The 24,976-nt window shown below is 40.0% G+C and carries 23 protein-coding genes and 2 pseudogenes; 13 read left to right on the forward strand and 12 right to left on the reverse strand.

The annotated features are described in order from the left end of the window. From MMO42_RS13920 to rimI, 4 genes and pseudogenes are all read left to right on the forward strand, one after another. Nucleotides 1-95 (forward strand): annotated as a pseudogene (locus MMO42_RS13920) (elongation factor Tu); the annotation flags it as partial. Between the two features lie 201 nt (nt 96-296). After that, on the forward strand, nt 297-1,178 hold the full coding sequence (locus MMO42_RS13925; protein WP_241320957.1) for a metal-dependent hydrolase: 882 nt from the start codon (nt 297-299) through the stop codon (nt 1,176-1,178). A gap of 223 nt (nt 1,179-1,401) precedes the next feature. Then, nucleotides 1,402-2,286 (forward strand): metal-dependent hydrolase, encoded by an 885-nt coding sequence (locus tag MMO42_RS13930; protein WP_241321087.1) that lies wholly within the window; start codon nt 1,402-1,404, stop codon nt 2,284-2,286. A gap of 105 nt (nt 2,287-2,391) precedes the next feature. Next, the gene (rimI, locus tag MMO42_RS13935) at nt 2,392-2,841 is read left to right on the forward strand and encodes a ribosomal protein S18-alanine N-acetyltransferase (RefSeq protein ID WP_005292259.1); all 450 of its coding nucleotides are present in this window, start codon (nt 2,392-2,394) and stop codon (nt 2,839-2,841) included. On the opposite strand, the gene MMO42_RS13940 is transcribed toward rimI, so the two are convergent. The 4 genes from MMO42_RS13940 to trxB all read right to left on the reverse strand — a co-directional run bounded on the left by MMO42_RS13940 (nt 2,827) and on the right by trxB (nt 7,113). Then, nucleotides 2,827-3,642, reverse strand: a complete 816-nt coding sequence (locus tag MMO42_RS13940) for an arginyltransferase (RefSeq protein WP_005150985.1) — start codon at nt 3,640-3,642, stop codon at nt 2,827-2,829. The genes rimI and MMO42_RS13940 overlap by 15 nt on opposite strands. 28 nt (nt 3,643-3,670) lie before the next feature. Continuing rightward, nucleotides 3,671-4,402 (reverse strand): leucyl/phenylalanyl-tRNA--protein transferase, encoded by a 732-nt coding sequence (gene aat / locus MMO42_RS13945; protein ID WP_241320958.1) that lies wholly within the window; start codon nt 4,400-4,402, stop codon nt 3,671-3,673. An 86-nt stretch (nt 4,403-4,488) separates the two neighbouring features. Further along, complete coding sequence (locus MMO42_RS13950) at nt 4,489-6,045, reverse strand: class I SAM-dependent methyltransferase (RefSeq protein ID WP_241320959.1); 1,557 nt, start codon at nt 6,043-6,045, stop codon at nt 4,489-4,491. Nucleotides 6,046-6,162: 117 nt separating this feature from the next. Beyond that, nucleotides 6,163-7,113 (reverse strand): thioredoxin-disulfide reductase, encoded by a 951-nt coding sequence (gene trxB, locus MMO42_RS13955; RefSeq protein WP_004805153.1) that lies wholly within the window; start codon nt 7,111-7,113, stop codon nt 6,163-6,165. 252 nt (nt 7,114-7,365) lie between these two features. Between trxB and MMO42_RS13960 the strand changes: the two genes are divergently transcribed. Next, nucleotides 7,366-10,458: a DNA translocase FtsK gene (locus MMO42_RS13960; protein WP_241320960.1), complete on the forward strand. Its 3,093-nt coding sequence runs from the start codon at nt 7,366-7,368 to the stop codon at nt 10,456-10,458. Nucleotides 10,459-10,539: 81 nt separating this feature from the next. Here MMO42_RS13960 and MMO42_RS13965 read toward each other — a convergent pair whose 3' ends face one another. The 7 genes and pseudogenes from MMO42_RS13965 to MMO42_RS13995 all read right to left on the reverse strand — a co-directional run bounded on the left by MMO42_RS13965 (nt 10,540) and on the right by MMO42_RS13995 (nt 15,643). Further along, the gene (locus tag MMO42_RS13965) at nt 10,540-11,076 is read right to left on the reverse strand and encodes a hypothetical protein (protein WP_241320961.1); all 537 of its coding nucleotides are present in this window, start codon (nt 11,074-11,076) and stop codon (nt 10,540-10,542) included. Nucleotides 11,077-11,235: 159 nt separating this feature from the next. Next, nucleotides 11,236-11,523, reverse strand: coding sequence for a PA4642 family protein (locus MMO42_RS13970; protein WP_005150979.1), 288 nt, complete (start codon nt 11,521-11,523; stop codon nt 11,236-11,238). A gap of 122 nt (nt 11,524-11,645) precedes the next feature. Continuing rightward, nucleotides 11,646-11,918, reverse strand: a complete 273-nt coding sequence (gene minE, locus MMO42_RS13975; RefSeq protein ID WP_004655180.1) for a cell division topological specificity factor MinE — start codon at nt 11,916-11,918, stop codon at nt 11,646-11,648. Between the two features lie 2 nt (nt 11,919-11,920). Continuing rightward, nucleotides 11,921-12,733 (reverse strand): annotated as a pseudogene (gene minD, locus MMO42_RS13980) (septum site-determining protein MinD); the annotation flags it as partial. Between the two features lie 73 nt (nt 12,734-12,806). Beyond that, nucleotides 12,807-13,526: a septum site-determining protein MinC gene (gene minC, locus MMO42_RS13985; protein ID WP_241320962.1), complete on the reverse strand. Its 720-nt coding sequence runs from the start codon at nt 13,524-13,526 to the stop codon at nt 12,807-12,809. Nucleotides 13,527-13,642: 116 nt separating this feature from the next. Continuing rightward, nucleotides 13,643-14,701, reverse strand: coding sequence for a preprotein translocase subunit SecA (locus MMO42_RS13990; protein WP_241320963.1), 1,059 nt, complete (start codon nt 14,699-14,701; stop codon nt 13,643-13,645). Nucleotides 14,702-14,728: 27 nt separating this feature from the next. Continuing rightward, complete coding sequence (locus MMO42_RS13995) at nt 14,729-15,643, reverse strand: acyltransferase (RefSeq protein WP_005292278.1); 915 nt, start codon at nt 15,641-15,643, stop codon at nt 14,729-14,731. Between the two features lie 390 nt (nt 15,644-16,033). On the opposite strand from MMO42_RS13995, the gene MMO42_RS14000 reads away from it, so the two are divergent. Then, nucleotides 16,034-16,687, forward strand: a complete 654-nt coding sequence (locus MMO42_RS14000; protein WP_241320964.1) for an OmpA family protein — start codon at nt 16,034-16,036, stop codon at nt 16,685-16,687. Nucleotides 16,688-16,799: 112 nt separating this feature from the next. Here MMO42_RS14000 and MMO42_RS14005 read toward each other — a convergent pair whose 3' ends face one another. Further along, the gene (locus tag MMO42_RS14005) at nt 16,800-17,222 is read right to left on the reverse strand and encodes a hypothetical protein (RefSeq protein ID WP_241320965.1); all 423 of its coding nucleotides are present in this window, start codon (nt 17,220-17,222) and stop codon (nt 16,800-16,802) included. Nucleotides 17,223-17,472: 250 nt separating this feature from the next. Here MMO42_RS14005 and MMO42_RS14010 point away from each other — a divergent pair, with 250 nt between their 5' ends. From MMO42_RS14010 to MMO42_RS14040, 7 genes are all read left to right on the forward strand, one after another. After that, entirely contained in the window at nt 17,473-19,512 is a 2,040-nt protein-coding gene (locus MMO42_RS14010) for a UvrD-helicase domain-containing protein (protein ID WP_241320966.1), read from the forward strand. A gap of 38 nt (nt 19,513-19,550) precedes the next feature. Beyond that, complete coding sequence (locus MMO42_RS14015) at nt 19,551-19,991, forward strand: DUF695 domain-containing protein (RefSeq protein WP_277603348.1); 441 nt, start codon at nt 19,551-19,553, stop codon at nt 19,989-19,991. Nucleotides 19,992-20,050: 59 nt separating this feature from the next. Then, entirely contained in the window at nt 20,051-20,503 is a 453-nt protein-coding gene (gene dut / locus MMO42_RS14020) for a dUTP diphosphatase (RefSeq protein WP_005150972.1), read from the forward strand. Nucleotides 20,504-20,725: 222 nt separating this feature from the next. Further along, on the forward strand, nt 20,726-22,123 hold the full coding sequence (locus MMO42_RS14025; RefSeq protein ID WP_277603349.1) for a phosphomannomutase/phosphoglucomutase: 1,398 nt from the start codon (nt 20,726-20,728) through the stop codon (nt 22,121-22,123). Between the two features lie 12 nt (nt 22,124-22,135). Then, on the forward strand, nt 22,136-23,035 hold the full coding sequence (gene argB, locus MMO42_RS14030; RefSeq protein ID WP_241320969.1) for an acetylglutamate kinase: 900 nt from the start codon (nt 22,136-22,138) through the stop codon (nt 23,033-23,035). 122 nt (nt 23,036-23,157) lie between these two features. Further along, a complete protein-coding gene (locus MMO42_RS14035; protein ID WP_241320970.1) occupies nt 23,158-23,934 on the forward strand; it encodes a GNAT family N-acetyltransferase in 777 nt (258 codons plus the stop codon). Nucleotides 23,935-24,033: 99 nt separating this feature from the next. Beyond that, nucleotides 24,034-24,882: a class II glutamine amidotransferase gene (locus MMO42_RS14040; RefSeq protein ID WP_241320971.1), complete on the forward strand. Its 849-nt coding sequence runs from the start codon at nt 24,034-24,036 to the stop codon at nt 24,880-24,882. The last annotated feature ends 94 nt before the right edge of the window (nt 24,883-24,976 follow it).

The raw sequence follows: 24,976 nt of genomic DNA on the forward strand, positions 1-24,976 counted from the left end.
TTCACCCGATCGCAATGGACCCAGGTCTACGTTTTGCGATCCGTGAAGGTGGTCGTACTGTAGGCGCTGGTGTTGTTGCTAAAGTAACTGCATAATCGCTTAGAGTGAAAAAAAACACCCCTTTAGGGTGTTTTTTTTCGCCTATTGTTCGACAATCTTTTTGTTAGAGTGTCCTTAACTGATACTACGCTGTCCTAAACTGCACTTAATTGATTCCGATAAAACCGTAATATAAAACTCAAGAAAGCGAACAAAAGTGCTCAGTGGAAATACACCACTGAAAAGGAGTAGGCAGCATGAATGCTAAAGTAAATGTTTCGAATCGTGCAGGTGCAAGTTTCCCAGTACGTCGTATGAATTTTGATTTTAATGAAGTTCCTGAGTATTGGGTGAGTGGTTCTGCTGGATTAACTCATTTTATGACTGGCCTATCTGCCTTGTTTCCAGATGGTGAGAAATTATTTATCGATTCAGTCCGTGCTGTTCGTTATCACCCAGCCATTAAAGACAATGAAAAATTGCAAAAAGAAATCAGTGCTTTTATTGGGCAAGAGGCAATGCATACCCAAGAGCATGTCAATTTCAATGCTTCAGCTCAAAAATATGGTCATGATATTGAAACTCTGGAAAGAAGAACGGGTGTTGTCATTCAAACGGGTCGTAAATTATTTGCCAAATTGGTTAAACCATTCGGTATGACCCAAGAAATGGTGGACTTAACAGCCACAACAGCACTTGAGCACTTTACTGCCACAATTGCATCGGAACTATTGCGTAACCAATATATCCAAGAATTGATGCAAGATAAGACCATGGAATATATGTGGCTATGGCATGCAGTAGAGGAAAATGAACATAAAGCAGTTGCTTATGATGTTTATGAAGAAATTTTTGGACGTGGTGTGAAAGCTTACGCTTTACGCAATAGTGCTTTGGTTGTTGCGATGGTGGCAATTTTCCTGACCCAATCTTCATTTGTGGTGAAGCTTTTGAAAGATGATGGAAAATTGAATTTAAAAGAATTAGGCATGATTTATAAATATGCTTATAGTCCATCAAAAGGAATTATTTCGGGTATGGCAGGTGAAATGCTGGCTTACTTTAAACCAGGTTTCCATCCGAATGACTTAGACACCGTACAATTATTGCAAGATTGGAAAGCGAAATTAGGTTTGTAATCTGTATAAATTCATTCGACAAACATCGTTTATAAAAGGGCAACTTGGTTGCCCTTTTATATTTTTAATCTTTCATTTCATAGAATATTTTGAACCTGTTGACATGTCCTAAGATGATGCTTTTCTGACCTTATCTGCACTTATTACCTGCATTTAAAAGAGCGTATAAATGAAGTATAGAAAGTGATCAATGATGAATATCTATCGTATAGGAGAACAAGGAATGAATGCTAAAGTCAATATTTCAAACCGAGCTGGCGCCAGTTTTCCTGTACGCCGAATGGATTTTGAATTTGGTGAAGTGCCCCGTTATTGGGCCAATGGTGATGCAGCATTAACACATTTTATGACTGCGCTTTCAGCACTATTTCCAGAGGGCGAACAATTCTTTGTGAATAGTACACGTGCGGTACGTAATGACCCTAAATTGGCCGATCAGCGGCTACAGAAAGAGATCAGTGCCTTTATTGGTCAAGAAGCGATGCATTCTAAAGAACATTTGGCTTTTAATGCTTCAGCACAAGCTTATGGTTATGATGTTCGTGAATTAGAAGCTCAAACAGGGCGTTTGATTAACCGTACCATTGGTGTTGCTTCAAAAATCCTTAAACCTTTTGGTTTTAGTAAAGAGATGATCGGACTGACTGGGACGTGTGCATTAGAGCATTTTACCTCAACCATTGCAGAAGAATTGTTAAGCAATCCAGACATTCAAGCGATGTTTATGGATCAAACCATGTACCATTTATGGATGTGGCATGCGGTAGAAGAAAATGAACATAAGGCGGTCGCTTTTGATGTGTATGAAGCGATGTATGGTCAAGGTGCGAAATCCTATTTTATGCGCTCACTTGCATTGGTGGTTGCAATGGGGCTGATCTTTATTACCCAGTCTTATTTCACGGCGAAACTTTTGCGAACTGATGACAAGCTTACATGGCGTGATACCAAATACATGATCAAATTTATGTATGGTTATAAAGGGTTTATGACCCGTCAAATTCCAACCTTATTGGATTTCTTAAGACCGAAGTTTCATCCCAATGATCAGGATACCACTGCGTTATTGAATAAATGGCGTGCTGAGTTGGGCTTTAATCTGAGTTAATTTCAACGGGCAGTGAAAACTGCCCATTTTTTTATTCAAATTTTGCTTTAAATTGCTGATAATCTGCATCAGTATTTTTAAAGGTTGTAGATCGTGATTCGATTGATGCAAGAAAAAGATTTAGATCGTGTTGCTGCAATTGAAGCTTTAGTCCAAACCCATCCATGGTCGAAGCAGCAGTTTCAGGAATCCTTTGCTGCCTATCAATGTACAGTTTATGAACAAGCCAATCGAGTGGTGGGTTTTTGTATTTTGCAGCCAGTTCTGGATGAAGCAAATTTATTGTTGATGGCAATTGATCCTAGTCAACAGGGCAAGGGACTTGGTTATGCGTTGTTAGAAAGTTCAATTCAACAATTAAAAAATAATCCGATCCAGATTTTTTTAGAAGTACGTGAAAGTAATACAGCGGCTATTCGATTGTATGAAAAGACAGGTTTTCATCAAATTGATTTACGCAAAAATTATTACCCAAATACGGATGGCTCAAGAGAGCATGCTGTGATTATGGTCAAAACATGCACTGATGATTTTGCGGCTTTATTTAATAATTAAATTATTCCACTCAGAGGGTAGAGTACTCATCAATGAGTTGCCAAGTTGATGAATTTCATTATCTGAGAGTGGGCGGTTGAGTCTACGCCACTGACCATCTAGTAATAATTCCAGTGGTGTATATTGCGATTTATAATTCATTTTAGATGAATGTGGCACCCAGTAACCTAGATATAAGTAGTCTAGGTTTAATGTGCGTACATATTCGATTTGTTTGAGGATTGCAAACACACCTAAAGAGCGGCGTTGTTCATCTGGATCGAAGAAGGTATAAACGGCTGAAAGTCCGTCATCCATCAAATCACAAGTTGAAACACCAATCAGCTTTTGATCTTTCCAAAGCTCGATAAAGAAACTCTCTGTGCAGCTATGCACCAAAAATTTTTCAAATTGATCCAGACTGGCAGGATACATATCGCCATCTGAGTGACGTTCATTAATATAACGTTCATATAGGTCGTAGTGTTGTTGAGTGGCTTGCGAGGTCGGCAAAATACTCATTTGTAAATCTTGATTGCGTTTCCATGCCTTTTTCTGGCTACTGTTCATTTTAAACTCTTGAACGGGAACGCGGCAGGATAAACATTGGCGACATAAATGACATTCTGGACGATAGACAAAATCACCACTGCGACGAAAACCAACACGAGAAAGTTCTGACAAAGTCACCACATCAATACGGTGAATTGGGTCTAAGAACACCATTCGCGCTGATTTGTTATCAAGATAACTGCAGTCATGTGGTGGCGTAATGTAATACTGTAAGTCATTTAAAAGGGACTTGGGTTGATATGATTTCATTAATCTGTCCCTCCAAGGTGTTAATCCGTTAACCGTCTAATTTTGCAAAAACTGCTATTGTTTTACTTGAAAATACACGTTCTTGATAACTTTTCCAATTGATAGAGGGGGCAATAATTACATCTTGTAACGATTTAAGATAGTCTTGGCGAGAAAGTGTACTCGCGCCGAGGTTTAAAAGGTGATCATTGACCAATTGGCAGTCAATCCAAGGCAGTTGATTTTCCTGTCCGATCAGCATTAGCGTATAGAATGCCATTTTAGAAACATCAGTTTCAGTGCTAAACATCGATTCACCGAAACAGCCTTTACCAATACTGACACCATAGAGTCCACCGACCAATTTATCCTGCCGCCAGACTTCAACACTATAAGCATAACCAGCTTCAAATAGCGCACAGTAGCCATCAATAATATCGTCACTAATCCAAGTTTCGTTGGTGTAGCTTCGAGGCAATGAACAAGAACGGATCACCTCTTCAAAGGCATGGTTAATGGTAATTCGATAATCATGCTTTTTCATATTGCGGATTAAAGATTTACTCGGTGTATAGGCATGGGGTTCGATCACGCAACGTGGTTCAGGACTCCACCAACAAATCGGCTCATCTTCATTAAACCAAGGAAATAAGCCATGCGTATAGGCTTCAAATAAAGTCGAGGGTGAAAGATCTGCACCAATACAGATAAATCCTTGACCTTCGGGATCAGCTTCAATTGGATTGGGGAAAATATATTGTGAAGGGGGGAGCTGTTGCATAGAAGAAAAAATTAATGAGACTGATTCTAAGCTAACTGAAGTTGTATTGAATGGCAATCTTTGTCATTGCCATTCAATCGCTGGGCTTAGTTAAATAGACGCAGCTGTTTGGCAATTTGGAGTTTGTTGCTATCTAAGAAAAGCTGCGCTTTGCCTTGGATAATTTCGAGGCTTTTTTCTCGATCAGTGACGGTTTTTCCTTCACTGTCTAAAACCAACCAATTCAACTGACTGATGACATCCTGAACATAATCTGCAAAGTCACTTGCTGCCGCTAAGCCATCAACAAAATGTGCACGGTAGAACAATTGATGGAAATGCTCAGTTGGGATGCCAATACCCGTTAATGGACTGATTAAGACACTATAGTTTTGATGGAAGTTGGCTTGCTTGAGTAAATAGTGATTTAAGCGTTGGCACTGTTCCAGCGTTTCTTGTTTTGGTTCCAATATTTGACAAGGTTGCGCCAAACCGAGGTGCGATAAAATTACCAAGGCGTTGAGAATTTTTGCATAATTTAACTGTGGAAAACTTTGCTCTAATTCCGCAATGGTCAATGGTCGATAATTTTCCTGCGCGAACTTATCACCAATTGGTTTATAAATTTCTTCGATTAAATTAAAGGTGCCTAATAAACCATTGATGCTGGTTGGCAGTTGTTCTTTAGCCGTAAGCAAGACAAAGGCCGTCTTACGTAGTCGCTCTTGCACTTGCAAAGGCGTTAAATTATTTTTACCGCGAATAAACAAGTCACGTCTGAATTGTGTGTTGGCAAAATAATCTCGACATTGCTCTTTGAAAATTGGATGTTCAATGGCATTTAAAAATGCTTGGTGTTGTTCGGAGAAATTGATGTTATCTAGATGAGTACTTAAATCAGTTGAACCTGCATAAGACAGTTTAATTTCATCTAAAATACGGACAATTTGTTGAAAAGAAAAGCATTGCCAGTCTTGGTTTAGGTATTCATGAATCAAGTAATTTGGATTTTGTTGCTTTAAATCCGCGACTTTTTGCAGTGCATTCGGATTGCGTTGTGCAAAAATAGGATTCTGTTTAAGTAGTTCATCACTGAACTCTAGGGCTTCATTGACTTTTTGTAAGGGATTGGTGCTTTTGCTATTGAACTTGAAGTGACTATGAAATAACTCTCGGATCGGCATATTGGCTGCCCAACCTGTTACACAGTTATAGCTGATATAGACAATACCATTGGGTTTTAAAAATTTACGGATGAATTTTAAAATAATGTGCTGGTTTTCATAGCTAATCCAGCTCCAGATCCCATGCAAACTGATTGAGTCAAACATTGGTAAGTCTTGGCGATTGAGCAATTCTTCAAAGCTGTCATCATAAAAATAATGTTCAGTCTTACTTTGTTCAGCCAGCTGATTGGCATGTGCTGCATGGGCAGGGTTAAAATCCGTACCATAAAACTTTGCTTCATTACAGGTTGCATGAATATTGATGCTGACGCCTTGACCAAAACCAAGTTCGCAATGGGTTTGGTTTTCCTGAAAATCGGGACTATCAATACCGTTTAACAATAAGCAAAACTTTTGGAAATTCGGACTGAGATCTCGATAATAGCCGTAAGTATAATTCACTTCAGTTTGATAGCCGTTCGTCCAGGTCGTTGTCATTTATATATCCTATAGACTGATTGTATGAATGTTTAAAAAGTCGTCAATTTTTCGATTGTAGGGGGGCTGGTAAAAAAAAACCACCAAAGATTGGTGGTTTTAGTTATTCTGGCCTGATTAGTTTAAATTATCGAGATATTTCTCTGCATCTAATGCTGCCATACAGCCTGAACCTGCAGAAGTAATCGCTTGACGATAGATGCTGTCCGCAACATCACCCGCCGCAAATACGCCTTCAATTGATGCCGCTGTCGCATTACCGGCAGTACCACTATGCACCTGGATATAGCCATCACGTAAGTTAAGCTGGCCATCAAACATACCCGTATTCGGCTTATGTCCGATTGCAACAAACAAGCCTTGAACTTGAACATCTTGCGTGCTTGAATCTTGAGTTGATTGAATACGAACAGCGGTTACACCAGTCTTGTCACCCAAAACTTCATCCACTTGATGGTTCCAGATAATGCTGATTTTGCCTTCTTTTTCTTTGGCAAAAAGATGATCTTGCAAGATCTTTTCAGAACGTAAGCTATCACGACGGTGAACCAGTGTTACATGTGCTGCGATATTTGATAAATACAGTGCTTCTTCAACCGCAGTGTTACCACCACCAACAACCATGACATTTTGGTTTTTGTAGAAGAAACCATCACATGTTGCACATGCGCTCACACCTTGCCCCATAAAGGCAGCTTCAGATTCAAGGCCTAGGTATTGTGCAGTTGCACCTGTTGCAATAATCAACGCATCACATGTGTACTCTTCCATATCGCCTTTAAGTACGAATGGACGGGTTTTAAGATCTACTTCATTAATATGATCGTAGACAATCTCTGTACCGAAACGTTCTGCATGAGCTTGCATACGCTCCATGAGTACAGGACCAGTTAATCCCTCTGGGTCACCTGGCCAGTTATCAACTTCAGTGGTCGTTGTTAATTGACCACCTAATTGCAAACCCGCAATCAGTGTTGGCTTGAGGTTCGCACGTGCTGCATACACTGCTGCGCTATAACCTGCAGGACCAGAACCCAAAATAATTAACCGTGAGTGACGAGCGCTCATTAAAGAACATCCTTTTTATATCAAAACTGCTAAAATTATACGTGAATCCGAAGGGGAGTGGGCTAAATCCATCGGGATAATACTGATTAACTCAATCGAATTGAGCTATATCCGAGCAGGATGTTAACAACAACAGTAAACAATCGTGCATCTTTTTTGTAAGAACGAGTGCATAATATAAAACTTATTGATTAAGGTAATTTAGACCTTAAAAGATACTAACAAATAACGAATTGGGTTACAGGACTGTATATGACTGCGGTGTCAAGTGTTTATGCACAACGCTTTTTAATGACATTATTTTTGATTTCTTTTGGCATTTATTTATTTCTTGCCACAGTGACTTATACACCATTTGATCCGGGTTGGATGCATATTTCCAGTGATACCCAACAGGTCTCAAACGCAAGTGGTGTAGCAGGGGCTTGGATCGCAGATTTACTGTTTGGATTTTTGGGTTGGGCAAGCTTGCTCATTCCATTGTTCTTGTTTATCGAGGCCATTCAGGTCTGGTGGCCAAGAAGCTTTTTAAACCGTCCATTTCGTTATGCTGCCCAGTTCTTCTTAATTCTTTCAATTTCAAGTTTATTGTATCTGCATTGGAACACACCAGCGGATACATTGGACAATGCGGCAGGCGGCATTATTGGTTATGAGTTGGGGCAGAGTTTATCTCAATTATTAACCATTTACGGTGCAACCCTGTTCTTACTGGCATTTAGTATTTTATTGCTCACCTTAGCCTTTGGTATCCAGTGGAATAAGACTTGGATCACTCTGAAAAATACGCCTGCCTATTTACAAGATCTGTTTTATAAAAATGTGCCGCAGCACGAATCTGCTTATGATCTCACTGAGCAATTGGCAACAGCTGAAACACCTGCGATTAAAAATAAAGCACAGGCTCAGCTAGAGCCAGAACAGAATCCTGTTGAAGATAAGACAACTCAAGTTCAGGCGAAACTGATTAAAATTGATGATTCACATCATCAATTGATGGCTGAAAAATTATTTGCCGATGTTGTGGCGAAAGAGCAACAGCACAGTTCGCAACCTCAAACTGCAGAACAGGTCGAAGATTTTGAACAGACCTTACAACGCGCTCATCAGTTCGAGACAGAAAGTCAACGTCTGGTGCAAACCGGTGAAGTATGGCGCGCATTACAACGTGATGATGCCAGTCATAAGCAGGAGATTGATGCGCTATTAAGAGCGGCTGATGATTCAGCGAATGCTTCAGCACACTATGCGCCTGCGGCAGGGACCAACTTGTCAACACAGCAAGCGAACACCAGCAACTTAGATTGGAATGATGATCAAATCTTTGATGAATTGTTGGCTGCTGTACCGAACAGTAAGACAGCGACAGATTTGCATACTCCATTTACACAAGAGCCTGCCACAGTTGCAAACCATCATGTACCTGAAGCTGAATTTGAAGCAGATATCGAAGCTTTAATTACCGAATCTGCACGATCGACAGAAATAACACAGCAATCATATTCTTCTCCAATCCAAACAGTAGCTCATCCGACTCAAGACGAAACGCACAGTACTGTCCATGAAGAATTGGATGATTTTAATGATCTTCTGGTAGACGATGAACCTGAAAACAGCAGTCCTCGAAGCACCAGCTATGCGCAATCATCTGCTTTCGTGAAGGCACCGATTGAAGTCAACTCAGTAGCCAAACAGACTTTATCTAAAGAAGCTTTCATTGAAGCTTGGCAAGAAACCGCGGGTAAAGCCGAGCCTGAGTCTGATTTAGAAATTGAAGATGACTTTGATTTAGATGCACCGTTGACAGATGCATTTGGCCGTCCAATGTCACGTTCAATGCAAGTTGCACAAAAACGCCGTGATTTACCAACCTTACCTGGTTTAGAGCTATTGGATGAAGTTGATCCAAATAAGAAAGTGAACTTTACAGCCGAGCAGTTGTCACGTCTTTCTGAATTGCTTGAGATCAAGTTGCAAGAATTTAACGTAAAAGCACAGGTGGTAGAAGCTCAGCCGGGTCCTGTTGTTACGCGTTTTGAACTGGATCTTGCGCCTGGTGTGAAAGCGTCTAAAGTCACCAATATTTCCCGCGATTTAGCACGTTCTATGTCGATGGCTTCTGTCCGTGTGGTTGAAGTTATTCCGGGTAAACCGTATATCGGGATTGAAGTACCGAATAGTAGCCGTGAAATGGTACGGTTGATTGAGTTATTGAAAACGCCAGCTTTTGAAGACCCTGCGGGTTTGCTCTCTATGGCGATGGGTAAAGACATTTCAGGTAATCCAGTAATTACTGACCTTGGGAAAGCACCGCATATGTTGGTTGCGGGAACGACAGGTTCGGGTAAATCAGTTGCAGTCAACTCGATGATTCTTTCGATGTTATTGAAATACACACCCGACCAGTTACGTTTAATTTTAATCGATCCAAAGCAGCTTGAATTAGCCAACTATAATGATATTCCACATTTGTTAACACCTGTTGTGACTGACATGAAAGATGCAGTCAGCGCGCTCAATTGGTGTGTCAATGAAATGGAACGTCGTTATAAACTCATGTCATTCCTAAAAATTCGTAAACTGAGCGACTATAACCGTAAAGTTGAAGAAGCAATTGCCAATGGTGAGGATCTGATTGATCCAACATGGAAAGCCAGTGATTCAGTTGTTGGTGAGCGTGCACCGCGTTTAGCACCTTTACCGTCGATTGTGATTGTTGCGGATGAGTTTGCTGACATGATCATGCAAGTTGGTAAAAAAGCTGAAGAAATGATTACCCGTTTGGCGCAGAAATCGCGTGCAGCGGGGATCCATCTTTTACTTGCAACGCAACGTCCATCGGTAGATGTAATCACTGGTTTGATTAAAGCCAATATTCCGACCCGTGTTGCATTACGTGTTAACAGTAAGATTGACTCACGCACCATTCTCGATGCAGGTGGGGCAGAAGACTTGCTTGGCCATGGTGATATGCTGTTCCTTGGGCCTGGTAAGATCGAACCTGAGCGTGTGCATGGCGCCTTTATTAGCGATGATGAAGTCAACCGTATTTGTGATGCTTGGCGTGAGCGTGGTGAGCCAGACTATGTCGATGAAATTCTGACTCCATTTGATGAAGAACCGACATCACGTGGTTTTGAAGATGGCGATGGTGATCCAAGTCGTGATGCACTTTACGACCAATGTGTATCCTTTGTCTTGGAAACACGTAAAGCATCAACCTCATCGTTACAGCGTAAATTTAGCTTGGGCTATAACCGTGCAGCACGAATTATAGACCAAATGGAAGAGAACGGGATCGTGAGCTCGATGGGCGCAAATGGTAAGCGCGATATTTTGGTTTAATAGAAATTTTCTAATAAAAAAGCCTCTTGTATAGAGGCTTTTTTATTGATTAATCTTTAGGTTAGGGCAAACGATATTCCTTTATGCTGATCCCATCAATAGGCCCGCGAGTACTAATAGCCACAACAGTGAGCCAATAATAATGACAACCACATGTGCAGTACTAAACTTTTCTTGGATTAGGCTATTAACTTCATCAGACTGTGTTTTGGCATAGTTAAATGCGACAAAAGCAGGAATCATGAAAATAAAATTGAATAGGCTAATCAACCAATAAGGATCAGGCAGATTACAGGCAAATGTTATGAGTAGATAGCCAACGAACAGCCATGCTGCTGAGAATGATCGCGTATAGCCATTTTCTTGGGCATAGCTTTGAATCTTATTAAACAGCGAATATAAGAAGAAGATTGAAAAAATGGCACGCACGGCAGGCATAATTTTTAAATTATCTTTGATTGCAAAAAAACGCCATGCTTTAAACATCCACCAAATTTGATATAAGCCAAAAGAAATGATGGATAAGACGATAAACTTCTTCATGCTGATAATTTTCAGATCAGCAAGGTGGTGTTTTATTGGTGGGGCTTCAATTAAATCAATGTCTGAGTTTGTCATTGTCTTTCTTGGAAAATAGGTTGCTGAAAATAGAATTGTTTTGGTTTTATTTTAATAAATTGAAAAATAGTGAGATGGCAGTCTTTAGATGATGCCACATAATTGAAAGTCTGAGTATAAGTAGCACAGATACATTATGTGGCTTTATTCGAGAAGTACTTAAGCAAACTTTGCCAAAACTTCCAAGAAACCATCTTTTTGGCGTGGGAACTGCGCAATCACATCATGAATGCGTTGTCCTTCAGGATTGGTTGCATTGAGATCACGACCATCAGCCAAAAACTGGGTAATCAAGCGTTCATAATCATTTGGACGCATATGTTTGAATGCATGGTAGAGCACATGAAAGTCAGCATTTACGCCAGTTGGAGGAAGTTGGTTAAGGTAGGCAAACACACGCTCATCTGACCATTCTTCATTGAAAGTTGCTGGCTGTGATAATGCCATGACAATCTCCTCAGTCTTATAAAATAATAAAGGCAAAATACTTGGAGTGGGGAAAGTCCTACTTTCCAAATCCACCCGCGTATTCTGCCTTTATTTGCGAAAAATCGCTAATGAAAAAACTTCTATCGATCTTCAGGTAAATTGATATTCATTTCTAACATTTCGATATTTGCTTCTGAACGAACTTGCATTTGGATATGCTGTTCATCCACACCACGAACATAACGACTCACAACCTGCATGATTTCTTTTTTCATTTGGTCGATTTTGTCTTGGCCTAGGCGACGGCCTAAACCTTGTTCAGAGGCAACAATTACCTTTAAACGATCTTTGGCAGTTTGTGCACTTGATGGTTTTTCATCACTGCTAAAAAGTTTACTCCAGAATCCTGCCATAATTACGCTCCAAATAGTCTAGCTAACCAACCTTTTGGCTGTACTGCAATGTGTCGATAAGGACGGTCTTCGCCAAGGAAGCGAGCCACTAAGTCATCATAGGCTTGTCCAGCTTTTTCTTCTGTATAGAGAATCACTGGTTTACCTTCGTTCGATGCTTGAAGTACGCTCGGACACTCAGGGATAACACCCAAAGTTGGCACACGTAAAATATCTTTCGAAATATCATCGATCGTCAGCATTTCTTGTTTATCCGCACGCTCTGGGTTAAAACGTGTAATACATAGGTGCTTACGAATACGACCTTCGTTTTGTTCCACTTTTTTGGTCTTGCTGTCCAGCATACCAATAATACGGTCCGAGTCACGTACTGATGAAATCTCAGGGTTTGTTACAATGATTGCTTCATCCGCATGGTACATCGCTAAAATTGCACCGCGCTCAATACCCGCAGGTGAGTCACAGATGATGTAATCGAACTCTTGAGAAAGTTCATCAATCACACGTGCAACACCTTCATCGCTCAACGCATCTTTATCACGTGTTTGTGACGCAGGGAGAATGTATAAGTTCTCAATCTCTTTATCACGAATAAGTGCTTGTTGTAGGCGTGCTTCATTATTAATGACATTGACAAAGTCATACACTACGCGGCGTTCGCAGCCCATGATCAAATCAAGATTACGTAAACCCACATCGAAATCAATCACAACAGTTTTATGACCACGTAGGGCTAAACCTGTTGCAAAAGATGCACTTGTTGTAGTTTTACCTACACCACCTTTGCCTGACGTTACGACAACAATTTTGGCCACCGAATCCACTCCTATTTATGGTCATACGCCCCTAAAAGGGCTTATTGGTGCTTTTAAAACTTCATTTGTTAAATTAAAACTGCAAGGCTTCAAATTCAAGTTCTTGCTTGTTATTTAAATAAATATGTACAGGCTTTTTGATCATATCTTTAGGAATATCATCTGCTACACAATAGGTCCCTGCAATAGAGACTAATTCTGCTTCGAGCGAATGGCAAAAAATACGCGCTGCAGCTTGTCCACCTGCACCTGCAATGACTCTACCACGAGCATTGCCATAAATGTGAATATTTCCAGATGCAATCACTTCTGATCCACTATTCATGCCAGCATTTAAGATAATATCGCCTTGATCTTGTACCAAACATTGGCCTGTCCGCAAAATCTCATCATGATAAGAGGTGATATATGCATTCGATGTATTTTTTTGTGGTGTTTGTATTGCTGAGTTATCGACTGCTTTAGCAGGAGCATGCTCAACCACTTGTTCTTTTGATGCTTTAATCCGTTGTAACGGTTGATCTGTAGGAAGAACAGGGAATTGGATGGCACGCGCCTCATCACCCAAAATGCCATCAATAACGGCCATAGGCTGTAAACCTAAATCGATTAATAGCTGAATTAATGCGATCAGCTCTTGCTCAACGGTACTGTCTAGAATGACCAATGTTCCGAGATAAGAACCTTCGTTCAGCGTGCTGGTAAGTTGCTGTCGGATTGCATTATGGTCATTTGTGTCGAAAGTCAGTCGACTAAAATTCACCATTCTGCCCGTAATCCGTATATCAGCCATAATTTATCCTTCAGGGCTTTTTAAGCGCTCTATTGTGTTAAAGCAGTTGTAAATAAAAGCAAATGCTAGAACAAATTACACGAATTCTCTAGCTTGATTGGTAATTTTTCTTGTAATCATTCTGCTTTTTTATCCAATTGATCATATTCTTGCAAAGTTTGCTGCCATTGCTTTACTTTTACTTGTTTTCGAATCGCTTCAAGGCTTTCAAATACCACGGATTCGACCAATTCTTCTAAGTACTGATTATCGATATTCAGCTCACTGACTTTCTCTGCAATAAATTGATAATTTTCATTTGGTCTTTGAACTGAGCCCGATGTAAATGGTTCAATTAAACCTGCGCTAATATTTTCGCCTAAGCGTTGTCCAATACTTTGGATTTGCTGTTCGATTCGGCTACCCACAATAGGAATCAAACGCAATAATTGCGTCAGTTCAGGCGTATCTTCAATGGCTTGATTGACAATAACACCTACTTTTTGAGTAATCACAGGTTGTTGTTGCTGTAAAGCAGTCGCTAAAGATTCTTGCAACATGGATGAAAGTGTCACAGTGAACAATTGTCGATGATGGTCAACAAGGTCATGGATAATTTTTTTATGACTGGAACTGGTTTGCAGCTCATGTCGGATTCCATCAATGACGGTAATGACAACACGATCAGACAGCTCTTCCATCACCACGCGATAGTAGAAAAGGGCTTTGGTCCGAATTCCATCTGGGACCACTTTATAGCCCAGTTCATGCAGTCGGTAGGCGATAATACCCGCGCGAAATAAACGTAAAAAACGGAAATGCGGAATAATCGCAATGATTTCGTACCAATGAATAAAGGGAAAGAACCACCAGCGCGCATGATGCTTTTGTACAATAGAGAGGAACCAGCGAATCGAGAGTTCAGCAATCAAAAAGATAATGAACCATGCTTCGGTGGTAATCACCCAAGGATGTAAATAACTACGATAGAAATCGAGTACATTCGGGAGGTGGATGGTATTAAAAAACCATGCACCAATATTACTCATCAAGAAAAAGTTCATGCCTAGGCAGAACAAATTAAAAACAATAATAAACACCATGAAAATGTCATAGACAAGGAACAGCTTGAAGAACTTGCTGCTCGGATTGACATAGCTATATTTAGAGTTTTTTCCTGAGTCCTGCTGGGTCATGTTTGTGCTCAATCCCTGATGAGATTATTAATGATACTTGGATTTCATTTGGGTAATTAACTGATCTTTTTCAGTCCAGATTTGGTCAACCCATTTTTGGAAGCGTTCACGATAAACGGGATCATCTTCATAATTACCACTACGTGCCCAATCTGGAATATCTATTTTACGTAAATCGACGGCAATACGTGAGACATCTCCCAGCCAAAATTCACCATAACCTGGTGCACCATCAGGATAAACAATGGTCATATCCACAAAAGCATCAATTTGATTGCCCAAAATATTCAGTGCCAAAGCTAAACCGCCTGCTTTCGGTTTGAGTAGGTTTTGATAGGGCGATTGCTGTTGCGCATGCTTTTCAGGGGTAAAACGTGTGCCTTCTAAATAATTCAATAAAGTAAAAGGTTGGCTGAGTAACTGTTCACATGCTTTACGCGCTTCCAGCATATCACGTGATTTTAGCTCTGGATTTTTTGCAATTTGTTCTTTGGTATGGCGCTTCATCATCGGGAAGCCCAAAATTTTGAATGCTTGTCCAACGAAAGGAATAAAAATAAGTTCCCATTTGGTAAAAAAGCGGGTCAGCGGCATACGGGTTAAACCAAAATATTGATTCACCGTGGTATCCACCCAACTTTGATGGTTACACATCATGAGATATCGACCTTGTAAATTGAGATCGAGTTTTTCATCAATACTAATATCCCATTTTAAGTTGGGTAATATATGTTCAATGAGTTGGTTATTGACCTTAATCCAACTGTTGGCGAGTTGAATATTGGTTTCATCTATTTTCGCTGATTTTTTGAATAATTTGGTGAGACCTAAAGCCAGAACAGGAGGGCCATGAAAAAAAGTGCTGCCTGTAATCACTGAGCTGACGGCCAATCCTTTACTGGTCTTTTGCAATAAGGATGCTTTTTTATTTGCGGTAGACATAAATCAAACCTTGAGTGCAGATATTTGGAAAAGAGGTGGTTCAACTATAAACAACAGAGGTTGAAATACAACTGTATATTTGATTGATGTGACAATTTTTATATATTTAGGTGGCTTAGGGGCTTTTTTCCGATCAACGTTGCAAATCTTTCGCTTACCAATTACTAAAACTTGCAAGATGGTTTTGTGTGATGAATATCTCTAAAAATATTTTTTATGATAATTGATGCAACAATGAAGGGATTGTGTGGTTCTGTTCAAGTAAAATGCATCAAAATATTACAAAAATATAAATAAAGTGTTTATTATTAACAAAATATCAATGGTCTAGCTCAATTTTCTCATTCATTATTTGTCCAGACAACAAAATACATAGACAGGAGCTACGCGATGCGTGCATTAGTAATTTCAACACTCGTAGGGGCTGGATTGGTACTTTCTGGTTGCCAAACAACAGGTAATAACATTGGCGGCGTTGAGTATGACAAATCTGCTTTAGGTGCATTAATTGGTGCAGCTGCGGGTTATGGTGTATCTAAGGGTAACGCAAACTCAAGTAAGCAAAACAACCGTGCTGCGGCAATTGGTGCGATTCTCGGTGGTGCTGGTGGTTTATACCTCGACAACAAAGAGAAAAAATTACGTGAACAAATGGCGGGTACTGGTGTAGAAGTAGGCCGTAACCCAGATGGTTCTGTGCAATTGATCATGCCAGGTAGCATTACGTTTGATACAAACAAATCAAACATCAAACCTAATTTCTACGGTACTTTGAATAAAGTAGCGCAAACTTTAGGTGAAGATAACAAGAGTGCGATCCTTGTAACAGGTTATACAGATAACACGGGTAATGACTCAATCAATATCCCATTATCTCAAGCACGTGCTCAATCAGTTAAAAACTACTTAGCTGGTCAAGGTATTGCGGGTAGCCGTATTGATGCGCAAGGTTTAGGTTCAGCGAACCCAATCGCTTCAAACGCGACTGCTTCTGGTAAAGAGCAAAACCGCCGTGTAGAAATCAGCATTTATGCTAAACAGTAATTTTTACTGATTTGAAAAAGCCACCTTCGGGTGGTTTTTTTATTGGAATTAAAATTAAAAAGGAATTCTTTTGTAAAATGAAGAATTCCTTACTGAAAATTTTATAACTTGATTATTTGATTCTGACTAGACGAGCATTTGCATCAGATGGGAGAGATATTCTGTATTCTAGTTCAGCATTTGATTTAATATTGGCTTCTTGTGAGTCAACAATTGAGGGGCAAAGGTTATTTTTACTAGTTTCAAGTCTAAAAATATAAGAATCAGGTTTTAAAAAAATTGTTGCTTGTTCATTTTGTTTGAGCGAAAAAGATTTTTGATTATTAATATATAAATCGTACGAACAACCAAAGCCTGTTAATCCTTTATCTCGGAAGAACACAACTTTTGCTTCTAAGGTACCTTCACTTTTTGTAAAGTAACTTTGTTGATAGATTCTTTGAGGAGGTACAACATTTGCACTCTCAGATGTTGTTGGTGTGGTTGCACAAGCAGATAGAATAGTTATTAGGCTAAGTACCGCTAGAAACTTCATGCTAATTCCTTAATAAATATAGATGTTTGTATCTAATCTTGATTTATTTTTTAATCAAAAATTCATTTTAAGATAATTAAAACCAATATTCTAATTATACTTTTTGTATTGAGCGACAAATTGTGTCGTTATTAAAAGTTGAAACATCATAATTTATACATATCCCTAGATTTACTATTGGGATTCTAAAACAGAGATGTCTATAATTGTGCTCGAAAAAACAGGCTCGGAAACGAGAGAGGTACGTCCCATGTCATCTGCCAGTCAACTCAATGACAAGCAACTTGAAGCCATGAAATATGTTCAGGGGCCATTGCTGGTACTTGCAGGTGCAGGTTCTGGTAAAACCTCTGTAATTACCCGAAAAGTTGCGTTTCTGGTGCAGCAGTGTGGTATTCCTGCCTATCGTATTACGGCAATGACCTTTACCAATAAGGCTGCACGTGAAATGAAAGAGCGTGTCGGAAAGCTACTTTCTCGTGAAGAGGCAAAAGGTCTTTCGGTTTCGACCTTCCATACCTTTGGTTTAAACTTATTACGTTTAGAATTAAAACATCTACCGCTTAAAAATAACTTCTCTATTTTAGACGCCGATGACTGCAAACGAATTTTGATGGATTTGATGCAGCGTGACAATTTGTCTGGTGCAGAGAGTAAAGAACTTCTTGCTAAGGCAATGAAGAAAATTTCAGATTGGAAAAATGATCTGATCGTACCAGAACAAGCGCATTCGACCTGTGAAACGGTTGAAGACGTCCAATTTGCTCATCTTTATCAGCTGTATGAGCGAAATCTGCGTGCCTACAATGCAGTCGATTTTGATGACTTGATTGTAATGCCAACGCGTTTGTTACAGGAAAATGCCGAAGTCCGTGACAAATGGCAGAACCGTGTGCGCTATTTATTGGTGGATGAATATCAAGATACTAACACTGCGCAATATACGCTTGTTAAGCTGCTCGTGGGGGTGATGGGGCAGTTTACCGCTGTAGGTGACGATGACCAGTCCATTTACGCTTGGCGTGGTGCAAAGCCTGAAAACATGGCCTTGCTGAAAGATGATTTCCATAATCTCAAAGTTATTAAACTTGAGCAAAATTATCGCTCGACCAGTCGTATCTTAAAAGCAGCCAATGCCGTGATTGAGAATAACCCGCATATCTTTGATAAGAAATTGTGGAGTGATAAAGGTCATGGCGAAACCATTCGTGTCATCACCTGTTTAAACGATGATGATGAAGCTGAACGCGTGGTGAAAGATTTGATCACGCATAAGCTGATGAATGGTAAAAACTGGAAAGATTATGCGGTGCTGTATCGCGGAAACTTCCAAGCGCGTGTGATTGAGACGCAACTACGTCAAATGCAGATTCCTTATAAATTGTCTGGTGGTCAATCCTTCTTCGCACGCTCGGAGATTAAGGATGTGATGAGCTATTTACGCTTGATCATTAACCCTGAAGACGACAGTGCGTTCTTACGTATTATTAATACGCCAAAACGTGCGATTGGTCCTGTGACCTTAGAAAAACTTGGTTTATTCGCACAAGAGAATACCTTGTCTTTGCTGACAGCATCTTCAGATCAGCGTTTGGCAATGGTCTTGCCGAAGAAGGCATCAACTCAATTACATGAGTTTGCCGAATTTATCGCGACATTTACACGTGAATTACTCGATGATGATGAACCAATGCCAAAGGTTCGTCAGATGATCAATGAAGCAGGTTATATCGATTATATTCGTGAACAGGCAGCGACGCCTGCGCAGGAAAAAACCAAGCTCGACAGTATCGAAAGCCTTTATAGCAGCATTCAAAATTTATTGAATCGTACTGATGATGTCGATGAGAAGAATATTGAAAGCGTGATTCGTAAATTGGTGCTGCTAGATATGCTTGAGCAGCAACAAGAAGAGGAAGATACCGATAAGGTGAATTTGTTGACGCTGCATGCAGCGAAAGGTTTGGAATTCCCTTATGTGTATATGATTGGTTTGGAAGAAGAGTTATTACCGCATAAAAACTCGATCGCATCTGAAACTGTCGAAGAAGAACGCCGTTTGATGTACGTGGGCATTACCCGTGCACGTCAAGGCTTAACGCTAACCCTCGCGGAGCAGCGTAAGAATGGCGGGCAAATGCGTCAAATGACACCAAGTCGCTTCTTGGACGAGATGCCACAAGATGATCTGGAATGGCATGGTCGTAAAAAGAAATTGGCACCCAATGTTGATCCGAAAGAACAGGCTCAACAGTACCTCGCTAATTTAAAAGCATTGTTGAAAAGATAATTATCGTGAAGCAGTACATTTTTATCGCTTTTCTATCATTGCTGTTCTTTAGTCAAACTGTAGCAGCAGAGGAAACGTACTTTACTGCAAAAGGTCATGAAGATGGGAAAGTTCTAGTATTCCGTGGTAAATATGCAGAAGATGTTGTTAAATCAAATTATCCATATTTATTAAGAATTTATTGGGAATATTCAGATATAAACAAGAGTGGGATGCCCGATGCTACAACGATGGATTTACAATTTGATTTTGAAGAAGATATTTCTAAATTAGATACCAAAGATCTAAGCCAGCTTGTTTTAGTCGTAACTGGAAATTCTAGAAAAGAATGGGTTTGGTATGTAAAAAATCCCATTGTTTGGAAAAAGAAACTCTACCAAGTTTTAAAGGATAAGCAAACTTATCCAATAAAAATTATTGAGACTTATCAACCAGATTGGGATTTATTTTCAGATTTTATGAGAAATTTAAAAGATTAGTTGATTACATATCTTCGAGTCTTTGGAAGTAGAAGTTTTATATTTGAAAGGTTAGCTTTATGAAAGTTCAAGTTAAAGTATTAGACGCACGTTTAGGTCAAGAGTGGGCGTTGCCTTCTTATGCGACGACAGGTTCAGCAGGTTTGGATTTACGTGCGTGTTTAGATGAAGCGATTGATATTGCTGCAGGTGAGACGGTTTTAGTAAAGACAGGTTTGGCGATCTATATTGAAGATCCAAACTTTGCTGGTCTAATTTTACCGCGTTCAGGCCTAGGCCATAAACACGGTATCGTATTAGGCAACTTGGTAGGCTTGATTGATTCAGATTATCAAGGTGAGTTGATGGTGTCGGTTTGGAACCGTGGACAAAACACCTTCCGTTTAGAGCCTGGTGAACGTTTAGCACAGTATGTGTTGGTTCCTGTGGTACAGGCAGAATTCGAACAAGTGGACGAGTTTGTTGCGACTGAGCGTGGTGCAGGTGGTTTTGGGCACACAGGAAAACAATAAGTTTTTTCAGTAATTATCACTTTAAATGCAATGTTTTGCTGAAAAACGTTGCATTTTTCATATTGATTGTTGCCTCGATATATATTACAAAGCAGCTGACAAATTATTATTTTAATTTTTCTGAATAAGGGTGAGTTAATTTCTTAATAGTTTCTGCTTTTTTTATGGATCAAAAGATTATAAAAATAGGGGCTTACAGTGAATATAAAACATACATTTCCTCTGAATATTTTCCGCGCCTACGATATTCGCGGAAAGTTGAGCAATTTAACACCGAATATTATTTGTTCTATCGCCTATGCTTTAGCATCACAATATAAAAATGCTGAGCAAACCCATGTTGTGATTGGTTATGACGCACGTTTAACCAGTCCAACCTATGCTCATATCCTTCAACATATTTTTGAACAACAGGGTCTACAGGTGACCAATATTGGTTGTTGCTCATCCCCAATGATGTATTACATTGCCCGTGACTTTGGGGGTAATGGTGTGATGGTGACAGCCAGCCATAATCCGAAATCTGATAATGGAATTAAATGGATTTTAAAAGGTGAACCCCCAACCCCAGAAACCATTCAACAGGTGGGGCAGTTCGCACAAATTTCTATACCCAATCTTGAACATATTCTGCATTTAAAAAATACTGCACATCAGATTGTTGCCCAATATTGTTTGCAATATCAGGATGCATTGCTCAGTGACATTCAGTTAGCACGACCATTAAAAGTCGTTCTAGATGGATTACATGGTTCGGCAGGGCGTTGCGCCAAACTGGTTTTAGAAAAACTGGGCTGCAAGGTGATTGCTTTACGCTGCGAAGCCAATGGACATTTTCCTGATCACGCACCAGACCCGTCTCATGCAGAACATTTAGTAAAATTACAAGCCGCTATTTTTGCTGAAAAGGCCGATCTTGGTATTGCATTGGATGGTGATGGGGATCGTGTAGTTTTGTTGGATGAACATGCACATATTATTAGCCCTGACCGTTTACTTTCACTGTTTGCTCAGATGTGCTTGCAGCAACATCCACATAAAGAAATTGTATTTGATGTGAAGTGTTCTCGTATGGTGGCTGATACCGTACAGCGTTTGAATGGGCAAGCGAAAATGATCCGCACAGGCAGTAGTTTCCTGCGTACTTATTTGTCTCAATCGCAAGGACGTGCGATATTCGGTGGTGAATATGCAGGTCACTATGTTTTTAATGATGGACGTGGCTTTGGCTATGACGATGGCTTGTATGCTGCGCTACGCGTGATGGAGTATTTAACCCAATCTGAGGCAACCAGCCTGTCTGATTTATTGGCAGCGTATCCAGAACGGTTTTGCACTGAAGATACCTATATTGGGACACATGATACCAATCCTAAGCAGGTTTTAAATGATATTGAAATTTTAAGTCACCGTTTAGGCGCTCGTTTAAGTAAAATTGATGGCGTAAGACTTGATTTTGACGATGGATTTGGCATTATTCGAGCATCAAATACTGGTGAATATTTTACCGTCCGTTTTGATGCTGATAATCAGAACAGATTAATTGAAATTCGTCAGAAGTTTGTTTCTATGTTGCAAGACCAATATCCACAGATTGCACAAGAACTCGCACAGGCCTAAAAGGAGAGACGCATGCCACATGAGCATATCGGCATTGATAAAGCAAAAATTTTGATCGAAGCTTTGCCGTATATCCAACGTTTTGCAGGAAAAACGCTGGTTGTAAAATATGGTGGTAATGCGATGACTGATCCTGAGCTGGAAAGTTCATTTGCCCGTGACATCGTGTTGTTAAAAACAGTAGGTTTAAACCCTATCGTTGTGCATGGTGGTGGTCCACAGGTGGATTCATTGCTAAAACGTCTAGGACAAGAGTCTGATCGTATTGATGGCATGCGCGTGACCGATGAAGCAACCATGGAAGTGGTTGAAATGGTACTTGGTGGTAGTGTCAATAAATCGATCGTCAACCTGATTAATCAACATGGTGGTCGTGCGATTGGTTTGACTGGTAAAGATGGTAATTTACTACGTGCACGTAAACTGCTGATGGAAAAACAGGAGACGGACGGTTCTATTTCGCAAATTGATTTGGGTATGGTTGGTGAAGTTACTGGCGTGAAAACTGATGTGCTGGAAATGTTTACCCAAAGTGATTTCATTCCTGTCATTGCACCATTAGGTGTAGATGAAGAAGGCAATACTTATAATATCAATGCAGATCTCGTGGCTGGTAAAGTTGCCGAAGCTTTGGGTGCCGAGAAGTTGATTTTATTGACCAATATTACGGGTGTGTTGGACGAAAATAAGAACCTGCTCACAGGCTTAAGTACGCAAGAAGTTGATCGTTTGATCGAAACAGGCGTGATTTATGGCGGTATGATTCCAAAAGTTGGCTGTGCCTTAGATGCGGTTAAAGGCGGTGTGGTCAGTGCGCATATTGTCGATGGTCGTGTGCCACATGCGAGCTTGCTGGAAATCTTTACTGATCATGGTGTGGGTACACTCATTACCAATCGCGCGAAACATTAATTTTATTTGTTTTAAAGAGACCTCAAGCAGGTCTCTTTTTTTGTCATGACCTGTTCATGTTTTAGTCATCGCAATGTCATTTAAGCAATTTAAGGTAGGTCTAGTCATAAGGAGCTTTCATTATGCTAGAAAAACTAAATCAATATCGCCAGACATTGACTTTACCTTTACGCCACAAGCCAGCTCAAAATCAATTCCGTTTTGAATGGGTGGATAATTTAAAAGAATTACAAGAAGTACAACGCTTTAGAGCAACGCAATTTAGTCATCAATTTGGTATGAACTTTGAAGACGGTCTAGATCAAGACCTTTATGATTTTGGTTGTGAGCATGCGGTATTACGTGAAAAATGGACAGGCGAAATTGTCGCTTATACCCGTCTTAAATTGTTCCAAGGCAATGAGATAGGGCAAAGTTATAGTGCCCAAGAGTTCGAAATTGTCCCGCATTTATCTCACTTACCCAGTGTCTTAGAAATTGGACGTACTTGTGTGCACCCTAAATTCCGTTCGGGTAAAGCACTCTCAATGCTCTGGTTGAACTTGACCCCTAAAGTACTTTGGTCAATGCGTGCTAAGTATTTAATGGGCTGTGTCAGTATCCATTTGGATGATAATTTGGCACGTGCCTATTATACCCATCGTCAGATTCAACAGTTGGGTGATCATCAGACCATTGATATCCGTTCAAAACGTAGCTTTGAGCCAGAGCGTCCCGATTATAGCTTTCCACAAGATGAACGCATGCCAAAACTGTTTCAGACCTATTTAGGAATGCAGTCGAAACTATCGAAACAAGCATTTTATGACGAAGATTTTAAATGCTTGGATTATTTTGTTTTCCTTGAAGTGAATAAAATTGCTACTTCTTTTGTGATGAACAAAATGGTGCAACGTTAGTGCCTTATCATTCTTAATCTAATAGTGAGCACATATTAAGATTTACAAGGCATCTGCACCTCATGCACAATAGGCATAGATGTTAGATAGTTAAAAGATATGTGCCAGCTATTAGGAATGAATTGCGCCACCCCGACAGATATCACTTTTTCTTTTCGTGGTTTTTCTCAACGAGCAGGGGTGACGTCTGATCATTGTGATGGTTTTGGAATCGCTTTTTTTGAAGATAAAGCTTGCCGTTTGTTTGTTGACAATCAATCTGCGGTCGAGTCGCCAATTGCCGATCTGATACGTAATTATCCGATCAAGTCTCGCAATGTCATTGCACATATCCGTAAAGCGACACAAGGTAAAATTAACCTTGAAAATTCACATCCTTTCTTGCGTGAACTTTGGGGCAGACATTGGATTTTTGCCCATAATGGTGATTTACACGAGTTCAATCCTATACTAAGTGGACGATTTGAGCCTGTCGGTAATACGGATAGTGAACTCGCGTTTTGCTATTTACTGGATCAATTTGTGGAAGAATTTGGCTATGTTGAACCCAGTTTAGAAGAGATCTTTTCACTATTAGAACGCATCTCACCACAAATTGCAGAACACGGCACATTCAATTTCTGTTTGTCCAATGGCAAAGCATTATTTAGCTATGCGACCACTAAGCTGCATTGGTTAGTACGTGAATATCCATTTCAACCTGCGCATTTAATTGATCTCGATGTTGAAGTCGATTTTAGTCAGGTCACCACACCGGAAGATCGCGTTGCAGTGATCACTACAGAGCCTTTGACGCATAATGAAGCATGGAAGGCATACCAAGCAGGGGAAATGATTTTATTCCAGCACGGTAAACCGATTCAGCATGCGCTTACGCGTGTGGAACGTTTAATTCGAGAAGCAGAAAACCCAGCATTAAAACGAGTAACCAAAGCCGATCAGTATTAATATATAAGATATAACTAGAATATATATTTAGCAGGTTTTTTTGATGAAACCTGACTGCTGTTTTTCTAGTTATATCAATAAAATTAGATAGATA

Origin of the sequence: Acinetobacter sp. ANC 3882, assembly GCF_022549545.1 — a bacterium.
GTDB lineage: Bacteria > Pseudomonadota > Gammaproteobacteria > Pseudomonadales > Moraxellaceae > Acinetobacter.

Coding starts and splice junctions, on each gene's coding strand:
- MMO42_RS13925 (WP_241320957.1), top strand. CDS start 297: ATGAATGCTAAAGTAAATGTTTCGAATCGTGCAGGTGCAAGTTTCCCA.
- MMO42_RS13930 (WP_241321087.1), top strand. CDS start 1,402: ATGAATGCTAAAGTCAATATTTCAAACCGAGCTGGCGCCAGTTTTCCT.
- rimI (WP_005292259.1), top strand. CDS start 2,392: ATGCAAGAAAAAGATTTAGATCGTGTTGCTGCAATTGAAGCTTTAGTC.
- MMO42_RS13940 (WP_005150985.1), bottom strand. CDS start 3,642: ATGAAATCATATCAACCCAAGTCCCTTTTAAATGACTTACAGTATTAC.
- aat (WP_241320958.1), bottom strand. CDS start 4,402: ATGCAACAGCTCCCCCCTTCACAATATATTTTCCCCAATCCAATTGAA.
- MMO42_RS13950 (WP_241320959.1), bottom strand. CDS start 6,045: ATGACAACGACCTGGACGAACGGCTATCAAACTGAAGTGAATTATACT.
- trxB (WP_004805153.1), bottom strand. CDS start 7,113: ATGAGCGCTCGTCACTCACGGTTAATTATTTTGGGTTCTGGTCCTGCA.
- MMO42_RS13960 (WP_241320960.1), top strand. CDS start 7,366: ATGACTGCGGTGTCAAGTGTTTATGCACAACGCTTTTTAATGACATTA.
- MMO42_RS13965 (WP_241320961.1), bottom strand. CDS start 11,076: ATGACAAACTCAGACATTGATTTAATTGAAGCCCCACCAATAAAACAC.
- MMO42_RS13970 (WP_005150979.1), bottom strand. CDS start 11,523: ATGGCATTATCACAGCCAGCAACTTTCAATGAAGAATGGTCAGATGAG.
- minE (WP_004655180.1), bottom strand. CDS start 11,918: ATGGCAGGATTCTGGAGTAAACTTTTTAGCAGTGATGAAAAACCATCA.
- minC (WP_241320962.1), bottom strand. CDS start 13,526: ATGGCTGATATACGGATTACGGGCAGAATGGTGAATTTTAGTCGACTG.
- MMO42_RS13990 (WP_241320963.1), bottom strand. CDS start 14,701: ATGACCCAGCAGGACTCAGGAAAAAACTCTAAATATAGCTATGTCAAT.
- MMO42_RS13995 (WP_005292278.1), bottom strand. CDS start 15,643: ATGTCTACCGCAAATAAAAAAGCATCCTTATTGCAAAAGACCAGTAAA.
- MMO42_RS14000 (WP_241320964.1), top strand. CDS start 16,034: ATGCGTGCATTAGTAATTTCAACACTCGTAGGGGCTGGATTGGTACTT.
- MMO42_RS14005 (WP_241320965.1), bottom strand. CDS start 17,222: ATGAAGTTTCTAGCGGTACTTAGCCTAATAACTATTCTATCTGCTTGT.
- MMO42_RS14010 (WP_241320966.1), top strand. CDS start 17,473: ATGTCATCTGCCAGTCAACTCAATGACAAGCAACTTGAAGCCATGAAA.
- dut (WP_005150972.1), top strand. CDS start 20,051: ATGAAAGTTCAAGTTAAAGTATTAGACGCACGTTTAGGTCAAGAGTGG.
- argB (WP_241320969.1), top strand. CDS start 22,136: ATGCCACATGAGCATATCGGCATTGATAAAGCAAAAATTTTGATCGAA.
- MMO42_RS14035 (WP_241320970.1), top strand. CDS start 23,158: ATGCTAGAAAAACTAAATCAATATCGCCAGACATTGACTTTACCTTTA.
- MMO42_RS14040 (WP_241320971.1), top strand. CDS start 24,034: ATGTGCCAGCTATTAGGAATGAATTGCGCCACCCCGACAGATATCACT.